This window comes from Ignavibacteria bacterium, from assembly GCA_036262055.1.
Taxonomy (GTDB): Bacteria; Bacteroidota; Ignavibacteria; order Tepidaquicellales; family Tepidaquicellaceae; genus DATAJP01.
The window spans coordinates 992,309-1,015,078 of sequence record DATAJP010000002.1; the positions used below are offsets into that span (position 1 = coordinate 992,309).

Sequence of the window (22,770 nt, forward strand, 5' to 3'; positions counted from 1 at the left end):
CGATTTATCGGGACGGGGTGTGTTTCAAAGAAATGGGATTCCCGCTTTCGCGGGAATGACTTCATTGGGTTTTGTATTTTAAAAATTTGTGCTAATTCGTGTAAATTCGTGGCTAGGTCTCTTAACTCTTCAAATACGGCAGCAGTCCATGTAAGCCGCCTTCACGACCGAAACCGCTTTCTTTGTAACCGCCGAAAGGTGAAGCAGGATTAAATTTATTAAACGTATTCGCCCATATAACTCCCGCTTTTATTTGTTTCAGAACTTCAAAAACTTTTGAACCTTTCGATGTCCATACTCCCGCTGATAATCCATAGAAAGTATTATTAGCTTTCTCGATTGCTTCCTTCGGAGTTCTAAAGGTCAGCACCGATAAAACAGGTCCGAAGATTTCTTCGTTTGCAATTCTGTGTGCCTGTGAAACGTTTGTGAAAAACGTCGGCTTAAACCAAAAACCTTTTTCAGGCAATTCGCATTGCGGCTGATAAATTTCTGCACCTTCGCTTACTCCCGCATCGACAAGCTCTGTGATTTTTCCAAGCTGCTGTTTTGAATTAATTGCACCTATATCGGTATTTTTATCAAGCGGGTCTCCAACTCGGAGATTGCGCATGCGCTGTTTTAACTTCTTAACGATAATTTCAGCAACACTTTCCTGAACAAGCAAGCGCGAACCCGCACAGCACACATGCCCCTGATTAAAATAAATTCCGTTTATTATTCCTTCGACTGCAGCATCAATCGGTGCATCTTCAAAAATTATGTTCGCCGCTTTTCCGCCGAGCTCAAGGGTAAGCTTCTTATCCGTGCCTGCAATGCTTTTCATAATCAGCTTTCCGACATCAGTAGAACCCGTGAACGCAATTTTATTTACATTCGGATTATTTACAAGATACGAGCCTGTCTTTCCGTCGCCTGAAATTATGTTCACAACTCCCGGCGGCAAATCCGCTTCCTGAATAATTTCAGCAAGCTTATATAATGTAAGTGGTGTTGTCTCCGCAGATTTTATTACAACCGTATTCCCGCATGCAAGCGCGGGAGCGATTTTCCATGCCGCCATTAAAAGAGGGAAGTTCCATGGAATAATTTGCCCAGCAACACCAAGCGGTTCGGGTTTTTTGCGTGTTATGTATTCAAGCTTATCAGCCCAGCCCGCATAATAAAAGAAATGAGAAATCACGAGAGGAATATCAACAGATTTGGATTCGCGAATCGGCTTTCCGCCATTCATTGATTCAATTACCGAAAACTCACGAGCTTTCTCCTGTAAAATCCTTGCAATGCGGAAAAGATATTTTCCTCTTTCTGATGCAGGCAACTTTTTCCAGTATTTATCATAAGCATTTTTTGCAGAAGTAACAGTTTTGTCAACATCCTTCTCATTTGCATAAGCAACCTCAGCAAGAACTTTTTCATTCGAAGGATTTATCGTCGGAAAATATTTGTTCGTTTTCTGCCATTTGCCGTTTATGAATAAGTCATATTTTTTATTCAGCTGTATATGCTTTGAGTCTTCAATCGAAGATGCATATTTAATCGGTGATTTTTCTTTTATGGTTAAACTTTTCTGCATGTGATAAGTTATATTGGACAGACAAGAATGTCTGTTCTACTAAAAATAAATTTAATCTATTGTAAAATAATCTGCCGATTGATAATATCCGGTTTTTTGTTTTTGATACTGCATTAACAAATCATTCAACAGCGAGCTCGCGCCGATACGGAACATATTTGCATTCATCCAGTCAGCACCGAGTGTTTCATTCAACAATACAAGATACGCAATCGCATCTTTTGTTGTTCTTATTCCGCCTGCAGGTTTCATTCCTATCATTATGCCCGTTTCATCAAAGTAATCACGAATCGCCTCGAACATCACAAGTGTCACAGGCAGTGTTGCTGCCGGTTGAACTTTCCCCGTAGATGTTTTTATGAAATCTGCGCCTGCCATCATTGCAAGAAAACTTGCAATGCGAACGTTGTCGAATGTTTCAAGTTCACCTGTTTCTAAAATTACTTTAAGATGAACATTGGTATTTAATTTCTTTGATTCCTCAACGCATGCTTCTTTCACTGCTTTTATTTCATTATACACAAATTCATAATCACCTTGCAAAAACTTTCCGCGTGAAATTACCATGTCGATTTCATCTGCCCCTTCTCGTATTGCTTCAATTGTGTCCTTGATTTTCAGTTCAGTCGGATATTGCCCTGATGGAAACGAAGTCGCAACCGATGCAATGTGTATTCCACTTCCTATAAGAAATTTTTTCGCAGAAGCAATCAGGTTCGGATAAACACAAACCGCCGCTACATGCGGAATATCGGTATTGCCCGGCATAGGGAACTTTGCCTTCTGGCATAAAGAAAAAACTTTACCAACGGTATCTTTTCCTTCGAGGGTCGTCAGGTCAATCATCGAAACCGCGAGCTTTATGAAATCAAGCTTTGTTTCGTTCTTTATGCTTCTCGATGCCAAAAACGCAGCACGCTCCTTTGTCCCTATTTCATCTATAGGATTATTAAACTTTTTTATGAAACTTGAGATGCTATTCATTTGTATAAAGCTAAATAAATTAATAATTTTATTATATTGATAAACAACTGCATAGAATGAAAATTTTGCCGGTAATTGTATTTTTTTTGGCTACCCAATGCGCTTTCTCACAGACCGAACGTCTTCCTATCCCTGGAATATTTAATACGGGAGTAAACGGTAATAATCAATTATTAGCTGATGGCGAGGTGGATTTGCATTACAAATTGGTTTCAAGTGATGATTCACAATATCCCGGTCCCGATGCTTTTATCCCGGCATCCGATATATGGCCGATTGGACAGTGGATTCCAAACGGACCCGAATCAAAATGGATTGCTCCCAGATTCGATGCAGATAAATTTAATGCATCAGGATATTATGTTTACAGGTTAACTTTTGACCTAACCTCATTTCACTATAACACAGCCGAAATCGGAGGGATTTGGTCAACTGACAATAACGGAATGGATATTTTAATTAATGGTACCTCAACTGGATTTCAAACACCATTTGAATCATTCTATGGTATCTCACCTTTCTTTATTAATACTGGTTTTCAACCGGGACTTAATACTATAGATTTTATTGTTTACAACGGTCATGCTCCCACCGGTTTACGCGTTGAAATAAAAGGCACAGCCGTGCCTTTGAATGTCGCATTTAATAATCAAAAATAAATTAATAAGTTTTTTCATTTCTTTTTCAAAAACGTTAGTTTTTCTTTCTTAACAAATTTTTATTTATATTTATTATTCAAATAAAATTGAAACTAATGAAAAAACTTTTAAGGGTGCTAAAGGTTTTACCTGTAATTTTATTTTTAAACACTTCTTTTTTATTCTCGCAAACACTTCCTGAAAAGCTCGATGCAGTGACCGATTCATTAATGACTGCAACAAAAATTCCCGGCATGATTGTTTCTCTTGTTTGCGGTGATTTCAAATGGGAAAAAGCAAAAGGTTTTGCTGATGTTTATGGCAATGTTCCGATGACTCTCGATAAAACATTCAGAATAGGAAGCGTTACAAAAACATTTACAATTACAACTCTGCTTCAGCTTGTCGATGAAGGTTTATTAAAACTCGATGATCCTGTCAATAAATATTTTGATAATATTCCCAATGGCGACAGAATAACGGTGCGCATGCTTGCCGAAATGACAAGCGGGTTATATAATTATTCCGACACAAAAGATTTTGAGGATTCTTTAACGAATAATCCTCATAAAAGATGGAAAAATGAAGAGCTTCTTGAAATGGCTTTCAGATATCCGGTTTATTTTGAGCCGAATACGGATTTTCACTACTCGAATACCAATACCATTCTAATCGGAATGATTATCGAAAAACTCACAGGAAAAACAATAGGGCAAAACATAACAGAAAGAATTATAAATAAACTTGGATTAAAAAACACCTATGTCCCTGAAAATTATGTGATACCCGGTGATTATGCACACGGTTATAATAATATCGAAGATTCGATTACCATTCCATATGTTGATGTAACTGAAATGTATGACCCATCATGGGCAGGTGCTGCAGGTGATATTATTTCAAATGTGAATGATTTAAAAATTTATATCCGCGCAATGGCTAAAAACCAGCTTTATTCTCCTCAAATGCAGGCAGAAAGAATGAAATGGACTCCGTTCATTCCTGCAAGCACAGGACTTAAATACGGATTGGGGATGTTCGAAATCGAAGGAAGCTATATCGGACACAATGGAGGTATTCCGGGATTTGCAAATGTAACCGCTTATTCTCCTGTGCAGGATTGCTCTATAATAGTAATGTACAATGCAAAATCTAAACTTGCAGCTGACCCGCTTGCAAAACGAATTTTGCAAATTATGAATGGTAATTAGAAATTAATAAATATTAGAAAGCAGTTTCTTTATATTGTTATATCCTGACTCAATTGTACATTTATACATTTGTACATTCATAAACCGGTCTCAATTTTTATTCACATTTAAAACCAAAACATGAAAAACTTTATTTATTCCGCAGTAATAATTTTCACTCTTATTTTTATGGGGAACATTTTTTCATGTTCACAGCCAAAAAACACAGACCGGCTAAATGCTATCTTAGATTCCGCAATGGCAAATGCCAATATCCCGGGATTGATGGTATCAATTGTTTGCGGTGATTTCAAATGGGAGCAGACACGCGGATATAGTGATTTCAATAACAAAACCCCGATGGATTTAAATAAAGTTTATAGAATCGGGAGCATTACAAAAACTTTTACCATCACTGCTGTATTTCAGCTTATCGATGAAGGAAAGCTTTCGCTTGATGATAAGATTAATCAATATTTGGATGGAATACCGAACGGGGATAAAATAACGATAAGGCAGCTTATGAACATGACATCGGGATTATATAATTATTCCGAGTCAAAAGATTTTTCTGATACTTTGAAATCTAATCCCGGAAAACAATGGACTCCCGATGATGCTCTTGCAATGGCTTTCAAGTATCCTGTATATTTTGAACCCGGAACCGGCTTTCATTATTCAAATACAAACACAATTGTTTTAGGCAAGCTTCTTGAAAAGCTCACGGGAAAAACCGTTGCAGAAAATATCACCGAACGAATAATAAAACCGCTTGGACTTAAAAATACTTATGTAGTAAATAAAACCACGATGCCTGCAGAGTATATTCACGGTCACAGTGAAAGCTTCACTAATCCCAAAGAATATTATGATGTATCCGAAGTTTATAATTCCTCTCTCGCTGGCGCAGCGGGAAACATTGTTTCCAACATCAATGATTTAAATATATATATTCGAGCTCTTGCAAAAGGCAAGTTAATTTCCGCGAAAAGCCAGGCAGAAAGAATTCAATGGACTCCGCTTGATAAGGATGACCCAAATTCGCAATATGGATTGGGAATGGCAAATTTTTTCGGAGGCTATTACGGACATAATGGAGGTATTCCCGGATTTGTAGATATTGCCGTTTATTCACCGGAAAAAGACTGTTCTATTGTTATGATGTATAATATATTTACAATGTTTGGCAATCAACTCCCAAATCCTTTTCCTGATGCAGTCGCAAAACAATTGCTTGCGGCAATAGGCAAATAAAAAAATACTCATGAAAAAAATAGTATTTGTGTTAAACTTTTTTCTGTTGGTTTTATTTTTAAATGTCACCCAGGTATCTTCCCAGACAATTACCGAAAAGCTAGATGCATTGACTGATTCCGTATTGGCAAATTCCACTCTTCCCGGTATGATAGTTTCGGTTGTATGCGGAGATTTCAAGTATGAAAAAGCAAAGGGATATGCAGATGTTCTAAACAAAATTCCCATGACGCTTGATAAAACATTCAGAGCAGGTAGCATGACAAAAACTTTTACGGTAACAGTGCTTATGCAGCTAGTCGATGAAGGTAAGGTATCTCTTGATGAAACAATCAGCAAATATTTTTCAGGGATTCCAAACGGAGATAAAATTACTATCAGGATGCTTGCCGGAATGACAAGCGGATTACCTAACTATTCTGTTTCAAAAGATTTTGCAGATACTTTAAATAATAATCCTCATAAAAAATGGACAAGTGATGATGCGCTTGAAATGGCATTCAAAAACCCTGTTAATTTTGAACCCGGAACGAATTATGATTATTGTAATACTAATACAATAATAATAGGAAAACTTATTGAAAAGCTTACAGGAAAATCACTTAGAGAAAACACATATGAAAGAATCATAAACCCTCTCGGATTGAGAAACACATATATCCCTGAAAGTTATCAAATACCGGGAGACTATGCGCACGGCTATGATAAAAAAGATAATGCGGTTCTTGTTGATGTTACCGAAACATATGACCCTTCATGGGGTGGCGCAGCGGGTAACATAGTTTCCAATGTTCACGATTTAAATATTTATATCCGGGCTCTTGTAAAAGGACAGCTTCATTCATCGCAGATGCTGGCAGAAAGAATGAAATGGAATTCCTTTGATATGGATAACCCTATGGAAAAATATGGATTAGGAATGTTTATTGCCAATGATAAGTATATCGGGCACGATGGTGGGATTCCCGGTTTCAGCAACATAACAGTCTATTCACCGGAAAAAGATTGTTCAATGATTATAGTATATAATGAATATACTCTTTATGCAGGCCTCAAAAATCCCGTTCCTAACTTTTTAGTTGAACCGATAGACAATATCATTAATAAATAAAAAAAAATTATGAAAAAACTTTTCCTCACAATTGTAATTTTATTTTTTAGTATTTCAGTTGTTTCTGCACAAACGCTTACAGATAAAATTGATGCTGTTGCTGATTCCGTTATGGCGAATACCAATCTTCCGGGAATGATAATATCGGTTGTTTGCGGTGATTTCACTTATGAAAAAGCAAGAGGATATGCCGATGTTATGAATCAGCAGCCGATGACTCTCGGTAAAACTTACAGAATCGGCAGCGTTACAAAAACATTTACCATTACAGCTCTGCTTCAGCTTGTTGATGAAGGCAAGTTAAAGCTTGATGACCCGATAAGCAAGTTTTTTCCTGATTTTCCAAACGGAGATAATATAACCGTAAGGATGCTGGCAAATATGACAAGCGGCATTTATAACTTTACCGAGACAGAAGAATTTAATGATACATTGGAAAATCGCCCATTAAAAAAATGGACTGAAGAAGACGCTCTTGAGCTTGCCATAAAATATCCACCGTATTTTGCGCCCGGAACTGATTTTCATTATTCCAATACCAATACAATTATGATTGGAATGATTATTGAAAAATTAACAGGCAACAGTCTTGCTGATGAAATCAACAAAAGAATAATTGCTCCTCTTGGCTTAAAAAACACCGTAATACCAACTAACCAATACATTCCCGGAGATTATTCTCACGGTTATAATGCAGGGGATTCGCTTGTTCTTCCATATGATGACAACACGACAAAATATGACCCTTCATGGGCAGGCGCTGCAGGAGACATAATTTCAAACATCGAGGATATTAAAGTTTATATAAAAGCACTTGGCAGCGGCTCTATGATTTCAAAAGAAATGCAGAATGAAAGATTGAAATGGGCTGCATCGCTGATGGGCGGTCAAATGGGATACGGGCTTGGAATTTTTAAAGTTCGGGATAACTATTACGGACATAACGGAGGCATTCCCGGTTTTACAAATTTAAGCGTATATTCTCCTGAAAAAAATTGTTCTGTCATCGTAATGTATAATGTGCAGATTAGTAATTTATCACCTGATAGGCTGGCACTGAGAATTATTGACATAATGAACGGTCAATAAATTAACAGGCCAAAATCATTAATCGTTCTTCAGAACTTTTATCATCAGCATTATTAACCCGAAGCTTACAACGATAAACGTTGATGCAATTACTAAATCTGATTTAAGCTCATCACTGAAGCTGACCGGGACATTGAGCAGAAAGAACAAGCCAACTACAGTGATGACAAACGCAGGTATTACAAAAATTAATGTTCTCATTTTTTTCTCCTATAAAATGATTATAAATTAGTTTTTAAACATTCGTATTATCAAAGCGATAACCGCAACTATTGCTATGACGATTATTATCCCGACCCAGATGCCTGCTTTAAAAATATCACCGATGAGTTCGCAGCCCGGATAACAAAGCGCGCTTAAAAATAAAATTGTGTATAATATTAGTCTGTTCATTTTTTTAATTTCCCGATTTAATTTTTTGATTATGTCTGTTTTCTGCTTCTTCAATTGAATGTGATTCTGTTATATGAACTTCCTTTCCATATAACTTCGAAAGTTTTATGTAATGAGATTTTAATGTCTGCAAATCTTTTTCATTTAAATCTTCTGCATCAATGAGACGGTTGCTTGCGCCGTTTATTGCCGCAATTATTTCATTCAATTTGAGCTGTACTGCAAGCGAATCTTTATTTTGAGTCCTCTGAATTAAAAATACCATAAGAAAAGTAATTATTGTCGTGCCGGTATTTATTACTAATTGCCATGTTTCGGAAAATCCGAACATTGGTCCTGTTAAAGCCCATACAATTACTATTGATAAGGCTAAAATAAATGCTGTAGTTCCTCCGCTAAACTTAGTTAGCATAACGGCAACTTTTTCAAAAAAATTATCACCTTTTTTAATTGTTGAATTCTTAGCCATTTACAATTTCCCCTCCGTTTGGATGCAGAATTTGACCTGTCATATAAGTCGAATCATCGGAAGCCAAAAACACATAGCACGGAGCAACTTCTTCAGGCTGACCCGCCCTTCCCATAGGTGTGTCCGAGCCAAAAGTTGCTACGTGCTTTGGAGGAAAACTTGAAGGAATCAAAGGCGTCCAAATAGGACCAGGCGCAACACCATTTACACGAATCTTCTTTTGGGCTAAAGATGATGCTAATGAACGGGTGAATGATACAATAGCACCTTTAGTTGAAGAATAGTCAAGCAAATTAGCGCTGCCCCGGTAAGCTGTTACCGACGTAGTGTTAATTATGGAAGCACCTTCCTCTAAATATTTTAAAGCAGCTTTCGTAATGTAAAAGTATGAAAATATATTTATTTCAAATGTTTTAATTAACTGCTGATGTGTAATTTTCGTTAAATCTTTTTGCGGAAATTGCACGGCAGCATTATTTACTATTATATTCAACTTTCCGAATTTTTTATTAATTCTATCAATTGCTTTTTTACAGAAACTTTCTTCGCGAATGTTGCCTGAAATTAATTCGCATCTTTGACCCTCATTTTCAACGTGCTCTTTAGTGATTTTTGCATCTTTGTGTTCATCCAGATAAACAATGCCAATGTCACACCCTTCCTTTGCAAAAGCAACGGCAACAGCCCTTCCGATTCCGCTGTCACCGCCTGTTATAACCGCAGCTTTGCCCTTAAGCTTACCGCTTCCATGATACTCAGAATTTTCAAATTCCGGCAAAGGTTTCATCTTTGACTCTATGCCGGGCTGACGTTGCTGAGATTGTGCTGAACGCAGTGTTTTTTTCTTATTCGATTTTTGCATCTAACGGAATATTAATCAATTAGTCATCGATAGGATTTCGTCCGCGAATTAACCGAATTAATATTACAACAATTGCAATTACCAATAAAATATGGATATAACCGCCCATTGTATTTGACGATACTATACCCAACAGCCAAAGAACCAAAAGTATTATAAATATTGTCCAGAGCATTTCTTTTTCTCCTATGTTATTTTTTTAATAAGAACTTGGTTTACTTAAACTTTTTAATTCAAGAGATGGACGCTTCAACTTATGGAAAAATTCCCTAACGCCGCTGCCTATTCCTGATATAATTCTCATTCCTTTGTTAATATAATCAGAGCCAAAATTCTGCACCTTATCGACTGTATTCAGTATTTCATATCCTTTCTCTACAACTGCATCCGATAACAATTCTACCTTCCGTATTTTCAATTTTACATCGTCAGATATTTCTTTAATATCATCAATTACGTAATTGGCATCGGTTATAAAAGATGAAACAGACATGGAAGTTTTTTCCACCTCCATTTCAATTTTTTCAACCGAGCTTGTGATACGCTTTAATGAAGATATTAAGTATATAGCGAGTATAATCGCAGTGATGTAGAAAATAATCTGGAATATAGTAACTATTAAATTGAGAGTGTCCATCTCGATAGCTTTGAAATTAATTTAACATTTATTTCTTCGAATAAAGATAACCCGAATTTACATCTTCATTAATGTCTGAAATCATTTTACTTCCGTTGTCTTTATTCGATTTCAATAAATGTCCGGCTTTTTTGCTGATTTCTTCAGCCCTTTTTACTGCTTCATCAATTATGGTTTCTGCTTTCTTTCTGCCGTCCGTAATCATTTTTGATGCCTTATCTTTTGTTGCCGCAATATAATGCTCAACATCATCCACAATATCGTCCTTCTTTTCCATAATATCTCTTCGCAGTCTTTTACCGCTTTTTGGTGCATAAAGCAGCGCTATTAAACCGCCGACTACGCCGCCGGTTATTACGCCAAGCATAAAGCTTTTTACTGATGATGATTTTTCTTCTAACATTTTATACCTCCTGTGTTAATGCTTTAAATTACAAAATGATTTTATATTCCATTTGCTGTTGGAATGTAAACTCTTGACCATTATATCATCTTTCGGCTTTGAAAGAAATGACAGCATCTTCCAGATTAAAAAAGATTTTGCCGATGATGACATTGATATTATAATACAGCTATTGTTGTTTCTTAAGAGCTCAACAGCTTTTTGTATGTTTTTTTTAATTGTTAATAATTTAAAATAATAGAGACTCTCGTTAAAAATTATTGTATCGTAGTTTCTTGAACCGTTAAATGAATCAAAGTCAGTGACTTCAAAGACAGGTTTATTTCCAAATCGTTCTCTTGCCATCTTTATTGCCTTTTGTGAAAAATCAATTCCGTGATAAGAAATTGAATCATGTGTTATGAGTTCATATAATGAACCATTGCCACAACCTACATCAAGCACATTATGTTTTTCATCACCGGTTTTTGACGAGAGTAATCCGGATAGAATATAATTCCTTGGCTGCTGGTCGACGCTGTCCATTTTTTCTGAGTAATTCTGTTCATACATTTTATCCCAAAGTTTATTAGTATTGTTAAGGTATTTATTATATACATTAAATATTCCTCTATTTACAATTTGTGCTGTGTTTAGTAAATTCATATTGCTCAGGTTTGAACTTCAAATATATTATTATTTTTTCAATTATTATGCCATTTCAAATGGTGTATTTTGAATTATATTTTAATAAAAATTGTTAAAAATTATTGCATTTCTGACAAATTTGACTATTTTTGTCATAAAAAATTGACCTATTTCAATGATTGTACCTTCAAAATTAAGAAGCTCTTTTAATAAAAATATTTCCGGATTCACGGCAAGACTGCCGTTAGAAAAATTTATTCCTGCAACATTTTTCGTTTTCCTGCTGTGCATTATAATAATGAGTATAATTATTTATAGAAACATTGATGAATACAGGACAAACATTAACAGGATAAATCACTCAAATGAAATAATGAAAGAAAATGCAGCTATAGGAATTTCAGCTGCATATCTGCCCGCTCTAAGACGTGAATATATAAATTCCGGAAATGGAAAATTTCTTAATAATTATAATTCTCAAAAAGATTCTCTTCTTTCAAAAATCAGCCATATAAAAAAATTAACATCTGCCAATCCGGTTCAACAGAATCTGATATGGATTTTAGATTCATTGATTAATTCAAACATACAAATTCTTGATAATTCGATATATCAATACCATCAGAATAACGGACTTTCCTTAGCACAGGATGAAATAAATAATCTGATTAGGCATAAGCTGCTTGAAATAGCCGTGGTTACAAAAGCAATTGAAGATGAAGAAGCTCGTTTACTTCATCAGGAAATGTCAGAGTCGGAAAGAACAAACCGGAACTCACAGATATTTATCATAGCGACGAGTTTGTTTTCTTTTATTATTATTGGATTTTCGTTATATGTATCCAACAAGCTAATAAAAAATAAAAATCAGACGGAACGTCTGCTTGTAAAATCATATGATGAGCTTGAAGACAAGGTTGATGAAAGAACTCATGAGCTAAAAATGTCAAATGAAAAATTAAAAGATGAAATTACGTCGAGAAAAAAAATTGAGGCATCATTAAGAGAGAGCGAAAAACGTTTCAGGACTCTTGCGGATTCTGCTCCTATTTTAATATGGATGGCAGACGAGGATAAATTATGCAATTACTTTAATAAAATTTGGCTGGACTTTACTGGAAGGTCGCTTGAACAAGAATTAGGAAATGGATGGGCTGAAGGTGTTCATCCGGATGATTTACAGAGATGCATGGATATGTATACAACTGCATTTGACAGGAGAGAAAAATTTCAAATGGAATACCGGTTGAGAAATTATGCCGGTGATTATTGCTGGATATTGCATAAGGGTGTTCCTCTGTATGAAGGGAATGAGTTTATAGGATATATAGGCGGTTGTATAGATATAAACGAAAGAAAGAAAACTGAACAGTTCCTGAACATACAGTATATAATTTCTAAAATTCTGGCAGAAGAGCATTCGCTTGAGATTGCTTCAAGGAAAGTGCTTGAAGAAATTTGCCATGCAGTAGGTTGGGATTTCGGAATCTTATGGATTGTTGAAAACGAAAAACTAATAGTGGAAGCGCTCTGGAGCTCCGATAAAGATGAAAAATTAAAATATTCATTAATGGAAGACCGCAGCCGCGAAATCAATAAAGGCGACGGTCTGCTTGGCAGAGTCTGGGAAAATAAATCTGCTTTATGGATTCCTGTTATTCATAAAGAACAACAATTCGTAAGGAAAAATGAAGTTATTGCAATGGGCTGGAATTCAGTATTTGCCACGCCTATTATGAATGAAAACGCCGTTATTGCAATTATTGAATTTTTTAATAAAGACATATCCACTCCTAACAAGGAAATGATTAACGTGCTTGAGGCAATCGGCAGGCAAATAGGAAATTATATCGAAAGAAAAAAAGCTGAAGAACAGCTTAATTCATATCATGAGGACCTGGAAGGAAAAGTCAAAGAAAGAACTATTGAGCTTGCCAATACATTGCAAAAGTTAATAAGTGAGATTGATGAAAAGGAAAAAATCCAGAACAGGCTGAAATTATTTGCGCATGCCGTAAGGGGCATTAAGGAATGTATTTACATAACAGACCTTAAGAATAATGTAATTTTCGTAAACAGCGCATTTGAAAAAATTTATGGATATTCGGAAGAAGAAACTAAAGGAAAAGAAATTCCTATTCTAACTGCAAAACATATTTCCGATGAAAAAAGGAATGAAATCCTTCAAGGCACTATGAAGGGCGGTTGGAAAGGCGATTTTTTAACAACAAGAAAAGATAACTCTGAGTTTTATGTTTCTCTATCGACAACAACTATCAAAAATGATGAAGGTGATATAGAGGCGATTATAGGCATATGCCAGGACGTAACGGAGAATAAGCAGAATCAAGAACTGATAAATAAACGTTATAGTCTTTTAAATCTGTTAAATGATGTAATGAAGGTTACAAATAAAACGTTTAACTTGAATGAAGCAATTCAACATGCTGTTAATAAAGTCTGCCAATATACAACCTGGGATATAGGTCATTGTTATTTATCTAAGAATAATCAACTGGAATCTTGTGCAATATGGAATGAAGATTTGAACCCGGTTTACAACGAGTTTAAAGTTCTGACAAGGGACATAATTTTTCAAAGTGGTGAAGGACTGCCGGGGGCAACTTTAGAAACCGGAAAACCTTTTTGGATAAAGATAGATGATTTAATCGACATTAATAAATATAAACGGGCGAAGTTAGCAAAATCTGCAGGATTATCAACCGGCATATGGGTACCTATTATTAAACAAAATGAAACTGTTGGTGTTCTGGAATTCTTTAAGAAAGACAAATATAATCTTGATAATGAAATGCTTGAATGCCTCGTAAATATTGGCTTGGAAATAGGAAGCGTGCTTGAAAGAGATGAAATTATAACAAAAATCAGAGAGAGTGAAAAATTGCTTATTGATGCTCAGCATATTGCCAAACTTGGAAGCTGGGAATGGGATGTTCAAAACAATACGGTTTCTTGGTCAAGCGAACTTTATGAAATTTATGAACGTAAGCCCGAAGACATTGATTTGGACTATGAGTCATTCCTATCGGTTAATCATCCTGACGACGTAGAATATACAAAACAAATTATCGGCAAAGCATATCTTGACAAAGAACCGTTCGATTATTTTCATAGGATTGTCACACCGGACAATAAAGTAAAAACAGTAAAGTCTACCGGTGAAGTATTTACCGATGCTGAAGGCAATATTACAAGGATGTTTGGAACGTGTCTGGATGTAACAGAAATAAAAGAAACTGAAAAAAAATTAAGAGAAAGTGAAGAAGAACTTAGAAAAGCTAACATAAAATTAATCGAAACACAGAAGGAACTTATTCATAATGAAAAGCTTGCTGCGCTCGGAAGATTCTCATCGGGTATAGCTCACGAAATCAGAAATCCTCTTGCAAACATAAGAGGATTGGCACAGATGGTTTCACGCGCAAACGTCGATGAAAAGCTTGAAAAACATCTGAATTACATTATGATAAATGTCGATTTAGCAAACAACATTATAAAAGATTTATTGGACTTTGCCTCGCCTGAAGACTTAGCTTTTAGGGAAGAAAACATTCGTGAAATTATAAATAACATAGTTGAAAGCGTAAAACCTGCTTTCTCTGAAAAAAATATAAATATAATACTGGATATTCCGGATAATCTTCCGAATATTGAAGTAGATAAATTAAAGCTTGAGAATGCATTTTTAAATTTTGTATTTAATGCAAAAGATGCAATGCCTGACGGAGGTAAGATTACAATAACCGTGAGACATGATAAAGATACCGATGAATTAATACTTTATTTCACAGATACGGGAATAGGAATTGCGCAGGAAAATCTGGATAAAATTCTTGAGCCGTTTTTTACAACTAAAAACACCGGAACAGGTTTGGGCTTAAGTCTTGCTTACCAAACTGTTAAATCGCATGACGGCGGATTCAACATCAGGAGCGCCGTTGGAAAAGGAACACAGATAGAAATTAAATTACCAATAAAAAATAATAATGGAAAAAATATTAATAGTTGATGATAATGAATATTTAAGATTTACTTTGTCAGAGCTTCTCGAAGGCGCGGGATTTGCTGTAACAGCCGTTGAGGATGGCGGCGATGCAATACGGCAGGTGAAAGAACAGCCGTATTCTCTTGTCATACTTGATATGAAGCTGAAAGAAATGGACGGGAGTGAAGTGCTGAGGAGAATTAAATCAATAAAAGAATCTCTCCCTGTAATAATACTTACAGCGTTTGGTGATATTAAAAGCGCTGTAGAGACCATAAAGATGGGAGCAAATGATTATATCACAAAGCCCTTTGACAATGATGATATGCTTAAAGTTATAAGGAAAACCCTCGAAATGAATTATCTCAATCAGGAAGTTAATATATTGAGAAAAAAGATGGAGGAGGCATATAAATCGGGCGACGTTGTCGGCAAAAGCAAGGTTATGCTGGACGTATTTGAGCAAGTTAAAATAGTTGCGCCGACTAACTTAACTGTTATGATTGAAGGTGAAAGCGGAACAGGAAAAGAAATTATTGCAAACATGATTCACAGATTAAGCGACAGAAATAAAAATGCTCTCATTTCAGTTGACTGCGGTGCAATTCCCGACACTCTCATTGAAAGCGAGCTTTTCGGTCATGAAAAAGGAGCTTACACAGATGCGAAAAATATGAAGGAAGGAAAGTTTGAGCTTGCTAATAACGGAACAATCTTTCTTGATGAGATTACAAACCTTTCAGATTCAAACCAGATAAAGCTTTTAAGAATCATTCAGGAAAGAAAAGTTACGCGCCTTGGTTCCAAAAAGCCGATTGATTTGAATGTAAGAATCATTGTTGCATCAAATATACGTTTGAGCGATGCTGTAAACAATAAAACTTTCCGTCATGACTTGTATTATCGTTTAAATGAATTTCATATTGACCTTCCGCCCCTTCGTGAAAGAAAAGATGACATCCCTTTGTTTGTTGAATATTTTATTAAAGATGCAAATAAAGAACTTAATAAATCTATCAGAGAAGTATCACCGGTTATAATGGAAAAATTGATGAATCATAGCTGGCCCGGTAACGTGCGTGAGCTTAGAAATGTGATTAGAAGGTCTGTCTTGCTTTCTCTAACTCCTGTTATTAATACGATTCAGATACCTGATGATATTATGCGTATGCCTCAACAGGAATCTGCCGTTGAAAACGATAAATTTTCCATTAAACATTCAACCAAAGCTGTTGAAAAAGAATTAATTATTAAGGCACTTAATGAAAGCGGAGGAAATAAATCGAAAGCCGCTAAAATTCTCAATATGAATGAGCGGACATTTTACAGAAGACTAAAAAGTTTGGGGATTGAATAAGCTTTAATTTATTTAAATGACTTTTATATAAGAGAGGAAGCCCGTTACGATTTGATTCGTAACGGGCTTTTGTGTGAAGAATAACTACAGGACAACTCTTCTTTGATTATTTTTTTATAATTATGTTTTAGTCTAAGAACTTAATGTTAATTCCACCCATTGTTGTAATGAAACTTGAACTTCCGTTAGGTGAAAATACCATGTGATACTTTGATTTTAATGATATATCAACATTATCACTTACCCCAAGTGTTGCACCTAAACCTGCATTAACACCTGCTCTTGTTTCGTCAATCTGCGGAATTACTGTACCTGATGGATCTGCAGGATTCACAAAACTTGCCTGATTGAAACTATATCCACCAACACCACCTTCAACAAACAACGATGACTTTAAACTCGGATGTGTAAAATAATATCTCGGACCAACACTGAATTCTATGTATTTACCAACCGGTGCTGATGCCTGTGATGATGAAATAAAATAATATCCTAAGTCAAGAAAGAATCCAACTTCTTTATTTACTCTATATCCTAAATCCAATCCGATGGTTGCATTAGGTTTGAAAGTTTCACTTAATTGAAACAATGGAAATATAACACCACCACTCGGGTTAATTGAAAAATAAGGATATGTTGTTTTCTTTACTGTTCTAGTTGTCGTAGCAGTTGTTGTTGTTGTGCTTTGACCAAAAGCAAAATTATTCACACACATTGTAAAAATTAATACTGTTAAAAATGATTTTACGAATCTCATTTTGTTAACCTCCTATAAGTTAATTGTTTTTACTGCTACCATATAAATTACAATTGGCGTGCCAGTAAAAAATCTGCAAATTTAAAATAAATATTCACTTTTTTAGTTAAATACCGCTCGGACATCCCTGACCTTCTTGTCAGTAAATGACATAGGGTTAAAATTTTATATTAAATATAAATTTATTATTAAGGGAATTCATTGGTATGAGTTTTGTTTTAATATTATAGAACATCAAAAGGAGACATATATGAGAAAGTTAAAATTTTTAATCGCATTTATTTTTATTTTAGGATTTATTTCCTGTAATAAACAGCAGCAAACTAATTTGGAAAAAGAAGTTGATACTGCAACAACAAAGGTAAGAAAAGAACTGGATACTTTGATTTCATCAATTAAAAGCGGGGATACGATTTTTAACAATGTAAAAATAACACAGGTTGATACAGCAAAACTTTCGTCTCCCGAGCTTCGAGAAAGCATAAATAACATTTTTTCTTACTATATAGATATAAAAAATGAGCTTGCAGATAACGATTCTGTTGATTCCAGAAGCAAAGCAAAAGAAATGATGAGTGTTGTTTTAACATCAATTGAAAAAATAGGTCCAAAAAACATAGATAAAAAATGGAAATTTTCATCAGAAAAAGTTGAAAAAGCTGCCGCTGAAATTGAAGCAGCAGGAACACTGGAAAAACAACGGATATTGTTTGATAAATTAAGCAAATCTGTTCTTGAAGCAATTCAACAATATGGCTTGGAAGATAAAACTATTTATCAATTGAGTTGCAGTGATGCGTTGTCCGGTAAGGGCGGAACTTGGTTATCGGATTCTAAAAATAGTGACAACCCATATTTAGGCGAGAATGCTTCTAATAAGAATTGCGCGAAAGTTGTTGCCGCCTGGAAATTTAATTAAATTACCTGCTGAAAATGAGACAGCTTTGTCGGATTCTGACACGTGAATTGGCAGAAACAGCTTCAAAAAGATATAAATTAATTGCAAAACAAGTGATTTTTTGAAGCTGTTGAATGGCACGATAATTGACAATATTTATATTAGAATTTCAACAAAAAATTTGAGGAGAAATTAAAATGAGAAAAAATCCATATAATCTTCCGCAGCATATGGAAGAAGATGATTTTCTCTATGCCATCAAAGACACCGAAGAAATCGAAATGGATATGAGACAGAGAGAAAATCAAAGCGAACCGGATTCAGAAACCCAAAGAACCGGTAATTCACCGCAAAAAAAAGATAAGTTGTTTGAGAATGAAAATGACAATGATGAGTCAGATGAAAATGAAAATAAATCAAACAATGGTTACGACAATTTAGGAAGTGATTACATTAGTTTATTTTAGTGAACAATTAGTTTTTATAAAAATTTAAAATAAAAAAGAAAATGGCAAAGTTAAAATCATTAGAAGATTTCTTCATTGAAGAATTAAAAGACCTTTATAGCGCTGAAAAACAAATTTTAAAAGCATTACCTAAGATGGTTAAAAATGCAACTTCAGAAGAACTGAAAGAAGCGCTTCAAAATCATCTTGAAGAAACAGAAAATCAAGTTACAAGACTTGAACAAATTTCCAAAAATATCGGAAAAGGTTTGACAGGTAAAAAGTGCAAAGCCATGGAAGGATTACTGGAAGAAGGAAAAGAAGTTATGGAAGAAGAAGCTGAACCCGCAGTAAAGGATGCAGCTATAATCGCAGCAGCACAGAAAGTTGAACATTATGAAATCGCTTCTTATGGATGTGCAAGAACTTATGCAAAATTACTTGGAGACACAAACTCTGAAGAGCTGCTTCAGGAAACACTTGATGAGGAAGGAAACGCTGATAAAACTTTGACTTCTATAGCTGAAGAGATTAATATCGAAGCCCTCGAAGAAGAAGAATAAACAAAAGAGTAGAATTAAATCGTTCTTTGGTATCTGCCACTTTTTTTACCCAAATTTACCTGCCCGAAATTCCGGGCAGGTAATATTTATTTAAACCAGATGAATAAAATTACTCATATAACTAAACAAAGCCATTCTTCAATCGGCAAAAAGAAATCCAACCCTAAGAAGAAACGACAATATAAACATATTCTTGATAATGATATTCAGGAAAGTTTAAGTGAAAAAATTTCAAAAAGGCTGGATTCTCTTCAGATAATCATCTGACTTTCTTTCGTAACTAAACTGTATCTGATGAAAGTTAACCAAAATCCATCTCAAGAAAGCATATTATTTAAACGATACAAAAATAATCCCATCCTTACACCAAACATGTGGCCTTATAAGGTCAATTCTGTTTTCAATGCCGGTGCAACAATTTATGATAACAAAGTTTTGCTCTTAGTTCGCGTCGAAGACATGAGAGGTTTTTCGCATTTATGCAAAGCCATAAGCAGGGACGGTTACACAAATTGGGTTATTGATAAAACACCGACAATGCTTCCAAAACCAATGGAATTTCCTGAAGAAAAGTACGGCATAGAAGACCCGCGAATTATGAAACTGGAAGGTAACAGTACATACGCAATTGTATATACTGCTTATTCAGAAGGAGGTCCTTTAGTTTCGCTTGCAACTACAGAAGATTTTAAAACTTTCAGAAGATATGGTGTAATAAGAACTCCTGATGATAAAGATGCTTCTCTATTTCCAAGAAAGTTTAACGGAAGATGGATTTTAATTCATCGCCCGTCACCGACACATTATTCTTTAGGCGCGCATATATGGATTTCATATTCTCCTGATTTAAAACATTGGGGAGACAGCACAATTTTGCTGCCTGCAAGAAGAGGAAGCTGGTGGGATGCTTATAAAGTTGGGTTAGGTCCTCAGCCGATTGAAACATCCGAAGGCTGGTTAATTATTTATCATGGCGTTAAAACAACTGCATCGGGTTCATTATATCGTCTTGGACTTGCATTATTGGATTTGGATGACCCGAGCAAAGTAATAAAACGTTGCGATGACTGGGTATTCGGACCGAGTGAAATTTACGAACGTGTCGGTGATGTTCCCGACGTTACATTCCCCTGCGGAGCTGTTGTTAACAAAGATGAGCTTATAATGTACTATGGCGCAGCGGATACAACAATGGCAGTAGCAACTGCTTCAGTTAAAGATATTTTAAAATATATTAAAAAATGTTGAAGTCAGATGACATTCATAAACCTTTCGGAATATCATTCATATCTTCCTTCGTTCCCCGCCAATGCGGGATAGCTACCTTTACAAACGATTTAGCCACATCAATTAACACAAACAGTGAGTACCATATAAACATCACTGCGCTAAATGATATTCCTGAAGGTTATAAATATTCTCCCGATGTTAAATTTGAAATCAAAGATAAAAGTGTCAATGATTTTAAAGAAGCCGCTTATTATCTGAACTTATCTGAATCCGATGTAATAAACATTCAGCATGAATTTGGTTTATATGGCGGTGATGCCGGCTCAAATATTTTACATCTCGTAGAGCGTCTGAATAAGCCGTCTGTAGCAACACTTCATACTGTACTTGAGAATCCCTCAAAGGAAGAACTGAAAATTATAAAGGAGCTTAGCGAACACACGAGCTTTCTTGTTGTAATGTCTCAACGCGCAGTTGAGATGCTGAATGAAATTTACGGCATCCCGATGGAAAAAATTAAATACATTCCTCATGGCGCGCATGATGTTCCTTTTCTTGATACGGCATATTATAAAGACAAATTCCGCTTATCTGAAAAGAAGGTTATTCTGACTTTTGGACTTCTCGGACCGGGCAAAGGTCTTGAAGATGTAATAAATTCTTTACCAGTAGTAATAAAAAAATATCCCGACATAATGTATATCGTTTTAGGTGCAACACATCCAAACGTCAAACGTCAATTTGGTGAGTCTTACCGCAATTCTCTTGAAAATCTTGTTAAGAAAAATGAACTCGAAAATAATGTAATGTTCATTAACAGGTTTGTAAGCACAAAAGAGCTTCTTGAGTTTCTCTTGATGAGCGATATTTATGTGAGTCCTTACCATCATAAGGAACAGATTGTTTCGGGAACATTAACATATGCGCTTGCAAGCGGCAAAGCAGTTATCTCTACTCCCTATTGGTACGCTGAGGAAGCATTAAGCGAGGGCAGGGGAATACTTGTTCCTCCTAAAAATCCCGAAGCAATTGGTAAGGCTTTATCAGACTTGCTGCTCAATGAAAATAAACGCAATCGTTTCAGAAAGAAGGCATATGACTGGGGAAGACAAATGATCTGGTCAAACGTGGGCAAAATGTATTCGCAGACCTTTTATGAAGCAATCGAAGAGTTTAAAAGCAGGTCTATTCCTTATATCCGCCTGGCAAAAACAAAAACTTTACCGTCATTGCCGGATGTAAACTTAAATCATTTAAAAAATCTGACAGACGATACGGGAATTATACAACATGCGTCATATTCCATTCCAAACCCAAATGAAGGTTATTGCACTGACGATAATGCGCGGGCTTTGCTTACTGCTGTTTTATATAAAATGATTTATAATGATGAATCAATCGACAGTTATATTAATAAATATCTTATGTTTGTTTCTTATTCATTCAATAAAGAAACCGGATTATTCAGAAACTTTATGTCTTATGACCGTAAATGGCTTGAAGAAACCGGCTCGGAAGATTGTAACGGCAGAGTAATTTATACTTTGGGTTATTTAATAAAAAATTTATCATCTCAATCAATATTAGGACTTGTTAATTCTTTGTTTGAACAAAGCATTAAAAATATGGTAAATTTCAAATCTCCACGCGCAATATCTTATGTAATCATAGGGTGTGTCTTTTATCTCAACAAATTTTCAGGAGCATCCGAAATTAAAAACATCTGCAATGTGTTAATTGACAGGCTGCATAAATGTTATACTGATACCAGAACTGACGATTGGCAGTGGTTTGAAAATAAACTTACTTATGTTAATTCGCGTCTGTCGCAAGCATTGCTTATGGGAGGTCATTATAAAAATGATAAGAAAATGATTGCGGACGCTCTGGAATCTCTTGAATGGCTTTATGACCAGCTTTATGACAAAGAAAAAAATTGTTTATCTCTTGTCGGCAACGAAGGGTGGTATGTTAAAGGCGGAACAAAGGCGAAATATGACCAGCAGCCGGTTGAGATTCCCGGGATTATCGATGCTTGTTTTCTGGCGTTTCTTATTACAAAAGATAACAAATGGATTAACCGTCTAAGCGTCGCATTTACATGGTTTTTAGGAAATAATGACCGTCAGGAAACGTTATGCGATTTCGCTACAGGCGCATGTTATGACGGATTAACAATAAATATGGTCAACCAAAACCAGGGCGCAGAATCAACATTATCCTGGCTTCAGTCGTTATTACGAATGAACAGAATCAGTCAGGAACTCCAGATAGACTAAA

At 35.4% G+C, this 22,770-nt stretch carries 25 protein-coding genes; 13 read left to right on the forward strand and 12 right to left on the reverse strand.

Translation table 11 applies throughout. From position 1 onward, the window contains the following. Positions 1-121: 121 nt before the first annotated feature. Complete coding sequence (locus tag VHP32_06310) at positions 122-1,576, reverse strand: aldehyde dehydrogenase family protein (GenBank protein HEX2787502.1); 1,455 nt, start codon at positions 1,574-1,576, stop codon at positions 122-124. A gap of 51 nt (positions 1,577-1,627) precedes the next feature. Then, complete coding sequence (gene deoC, locus VHP32_06315) at positions 1,628-2,560, reverse strand: deoxyribose-phosphate aldolase (protein ID HEX2787503.1); 933 nt, start codon at positions 2,558-2,560, stop codon at positions 1,628-1,630. 86 nt (positions 2,561-2,646) lie between these two features. On the opposite strand from deoC, the gene VHP32_06320 reads away from it, so the two are divergent. The 5 genes from VHP32_06320 to VHP32_06340 all read left to right on the forward strand — a co-directional run bounded on the left by VHP32_06320 (position 2,647) and on the right by VHP32_06340 (position 7,842). Further along, on the forward strand, positions 2,647-3,219 hold the full coding sequence (locus VHP32_06320) for a hypothetical protein (GenBank protein HEX2787504.1): 573 nt from the start codon (positions 2,647-2,649) through the stop codon (positions 3,217-3,219). 95 nt (positions 3,220-3,314) lie between these two features. Then, on the forward strand, positions 3,315-4,409 hold the full coding sequence (locus VHP32_06325; GenBank protein ID HEX2787505.1) for a serine hydrolase domain-containing protein: 1,095 nt from the start codon (positions 3,315-3,317) through the stop codon (positions 4,407-4,409). 120 nt (positions 4,410-4,529) lie between these two features. After that, positions 4,530-5,642, forward strand: a complete 1,113-nt coding sequence (locus tag VHP32_06330) for a serine hydrolase domain-containing protein (GenBank protein HEX2787506.1) — start codon at positions 4,530-4,532, stop codon at positions 5,640-5,642. Between the two features lie 10 nt (positions 5,643-5,652). Next, positions 5,653-6,753, forward strand: a complete 1,101-nt coding sequence (locus VHP32_06335) for a serine hydrolase domain-containing protein (protein ID HEX2787507.1) — start codon at positions 5,653-5,655, stop codon at positions 6,751-6,753. A gap of 9 nt (positions 6,754-6,762) precedes the next feature. After that, positions 6,763-7,842, forward strand: a complete 1,080-nt coding sequence (locus VHP32_06340; protein ID HEX2787508.1) for a serine hydrolase domain-containing protein — start codon at positions 6,763-6,765, stop codon at positions 7,840-7,842. An 18-nt stretch (positions 7,843-7,860) separates the two neighbouring features. On the opposite strand, the gene VHP32_06345 is transcribed toward VHP32_06340, so the two are convergent. From VHP32_06345 to VHP32_06385, 9 genes are all read right to left on the reverse strand, one after another. Further along, the gene (locus VHP32_06345; protein ID HEX2787509.1) at positions 7,861-8,043 is read right to left on the reverse strand and encodes a hypothetical protein; all 183 of its coding nucleotides are present in this window, start codon (positions 8,041-8,043) and stop codon (positions 7,861-7,863) included. A gap of 27 nt (positions 8,044-8,070) precedes the next feature. Further along, positions 8,071-8,235 (reverse strand): phosphatidate cytidylyltransferase, encoded by a 165-nt coding sequence (locus VHP32_06350; GenBank protein HEX2787510.1) that lies wholly within the window; start codon positions 8,233-8,235, stop codon positions 8,071-8,073. 4 nt (positions 8,236-8,239) lie between these two features. Further along, on the reverse strand, positions 8,240-8,704 hold the full coding sequence (locus tag VHP32_06355; GenBank protein HEX2787511.1) for a low affinity iron permease family protein: 465 nt from the start codon (positions 8,702-8,704) through the stop codon (positions 8,240-8,242). Then, positions 8,697-9,566, reverse strand: coding sequence for an SDR family oxidoreductase (locus VHP32_06360; protein ID HEX2787512.1), 870 nt, complete (start codon positions 9,564-9,566; stop codon positions 8,697-8,699). The genes VHP32_06355 and VHP32_06360 overlap by 8 nt, the downstream gene beginning before the upstream one ends. A 19-nt stretch (positions 9,567-9,585) precedes the next feature. Continuing rightward, positions 9,586-9,741 carry a lmo0937 family membrane protein gene (locus VHP32_06365; GenBank protein ID HEX2787513.1) on the reverse strand — a complete coding sequence of 52 codons (156 nt, stop codon included), beginning with the start codon at positions 9,739-9,741 and terminating at the stop codon, positions 9,586-9,588. 24 nt (positions 9,742-9,765) lie between these two features. Further along, entirely contained in the window at positions 9,766-10,203 is a 438-nt protein-coding gene (locus VHP32_06370; protein HEX2787514.1) for a DUF948 domain-containing protein, read from the reverse strand. Between the two features lie 28 nt (positions 10,204-10,231). After that, positions 10,232-10,606, reverse strand: coding sequence for a YtxH domain-containing protein (locus VHP32_06375; GenBank protein ID HEX2787515.1), 375 nt, complete (start codon positions 10,604-10,606; stop codon positions 10,232-10,234). Positions 10,607-10,621: 15 nt separating this feature from the next. Further along, positions 10,622-11,251 (reverse strand): class I SAM-dependent methyltransferase, encoded by a 630-nt coding sequence (locus VHP32_06380; protein HEX2787516.1) that lies wholly within the window; start codon positions 11,249-11,251, stop codon positions 10,622-10,624. Between the two features lie 81 nt (positions 11,252-11,332). Beyond that, entirely contained in the window at positions 11,333-11,524 is a 192-nt protein-coding gene (locus VHP32_06385; protein HEX2787517.1) for a hypothetical protein, read from the reverse strand. A gap of 7 nt (positions 11,525-11,531) precedes the next feature. Here VHP32_06385 and VHP32_06390 point away from each other — a divergent pair, with 7 nt between their 5' ends. Both VHP32_06390 and VHP32_06395 read left to right on the forward strand, forming a co-directional pair. Beyond that, the gene (locus tag VHP32_06390; GenBank protein HEX2787518.1) at positions 11,532-15,263 is read left to right on the forward strand and encodes a PAS domain S-box protein; all 3,732 of its coding nucleotides are present in this window, start codon (positions 11,532-11,534) and stop codon (positions 15,261-15,263) included. After that, the gene (locus VHP32_06395) at positions 15,241-16,596 is read left to right on the forward strand and encodes a sigma-54 dependent transcriptional regulator (protein HEX2787519.1); all 1,356 of its coding nucleotides are present in this window, start codon (positions 15,241-15,243) and stop codon (positions 16,594-16,596) included. The genes VHP32_06390 and VHP32_06395 overlap by 23 nt, the downstream gene beginning before the upstream one ends. A gap of 127 nt (positions 16,597-16,723) precedes the next feature. On the opposite strand, the gene VHP32_06400 is transcribed toward VHP32_06395, so the two are convergent. Beyond that, positions 16,724-17,353 (reverse strand): hypothetical protein, encoded by a 630-nt coding sequence (locus VHP32_06400; protein ID HEX2787520.1) that lies wholly within the window; start codon positions 17,351-17,353, stop codon positions 16,724-16,726. 250 nt (positions 17,354-17,603) lie between these two features. On the opposite strand from VHP32_06400, the gene VHP32_06405 reads away from it, so the two are divergent. From VHP32_06405 to VHP32_06430, 6 genes are all read left to right on the forward strand, one after another. Then, on the forward strand, positions 17,604-18,272 hold the full coding sequence (locus tag VHP32_06405) for a DUF3347 domain-containing protein (protein ID HEX2787521.1): 669 nt from the start codon (positions 17,604-17,606) through the stop codon (positions 18,270-18,272). A gap of 176 nt (positions 18,273-18,448) precedes the next feature. Further along, entirely contained in the window at positions 18,449-18,718 is a 270-nt protein-coding gene (locus tag VHP32_06410) for a hypothetical protein (protein ID HEX2787522.1), read from the forward strand. Between the two features lie 41 nt (positions 18,719-18,759). Next, entirely contained in the window at positions 18,760-19,260 is a 501-nt protein-coding gene (locus VHP32_06415) for a ferritin-like domain-containing protein (GenBank protein HEX2787523.1), read from the forward strand. 99 nt (positions 19,261-19,359) lie between these two features. Then, positions 19,360-19,527, forward strand: coding sequence for a hypothetical protein (locus tag VHP32_06420; protein ID HEX2787524.1), 168 nt, complete (start codon positions 19,360-19,362; stop codon positions 19,525-19,527). 27 nt (positions 19,528-19,554) lie between these two features. Next, positions 19,555-20,508, forward strand: a complete 954-nt coding sequence (locus tag VHP32_06425; protein ID HEX2787525.1) for a glycosidase — start codon at positions 19,555-19,557, stop codon at positions 20,506-20,508. Continuing rightward, on the forward strand, positions 20,502-22,769 hold the full coding sequence (locus VHP32_06430; protein ID HEX2787526.1) for a glycosyltransferase: 2,268 nt from the start codon (positions 20,502-20,504) through the stop codon (positions 22,767-22,769). The genes VHP32_06425 and VHP32_06430 overlap by 7 nt, the downstream gene beginning before the upstream one ends. Position 22,770: the final 1 nt, after the last annotated feature.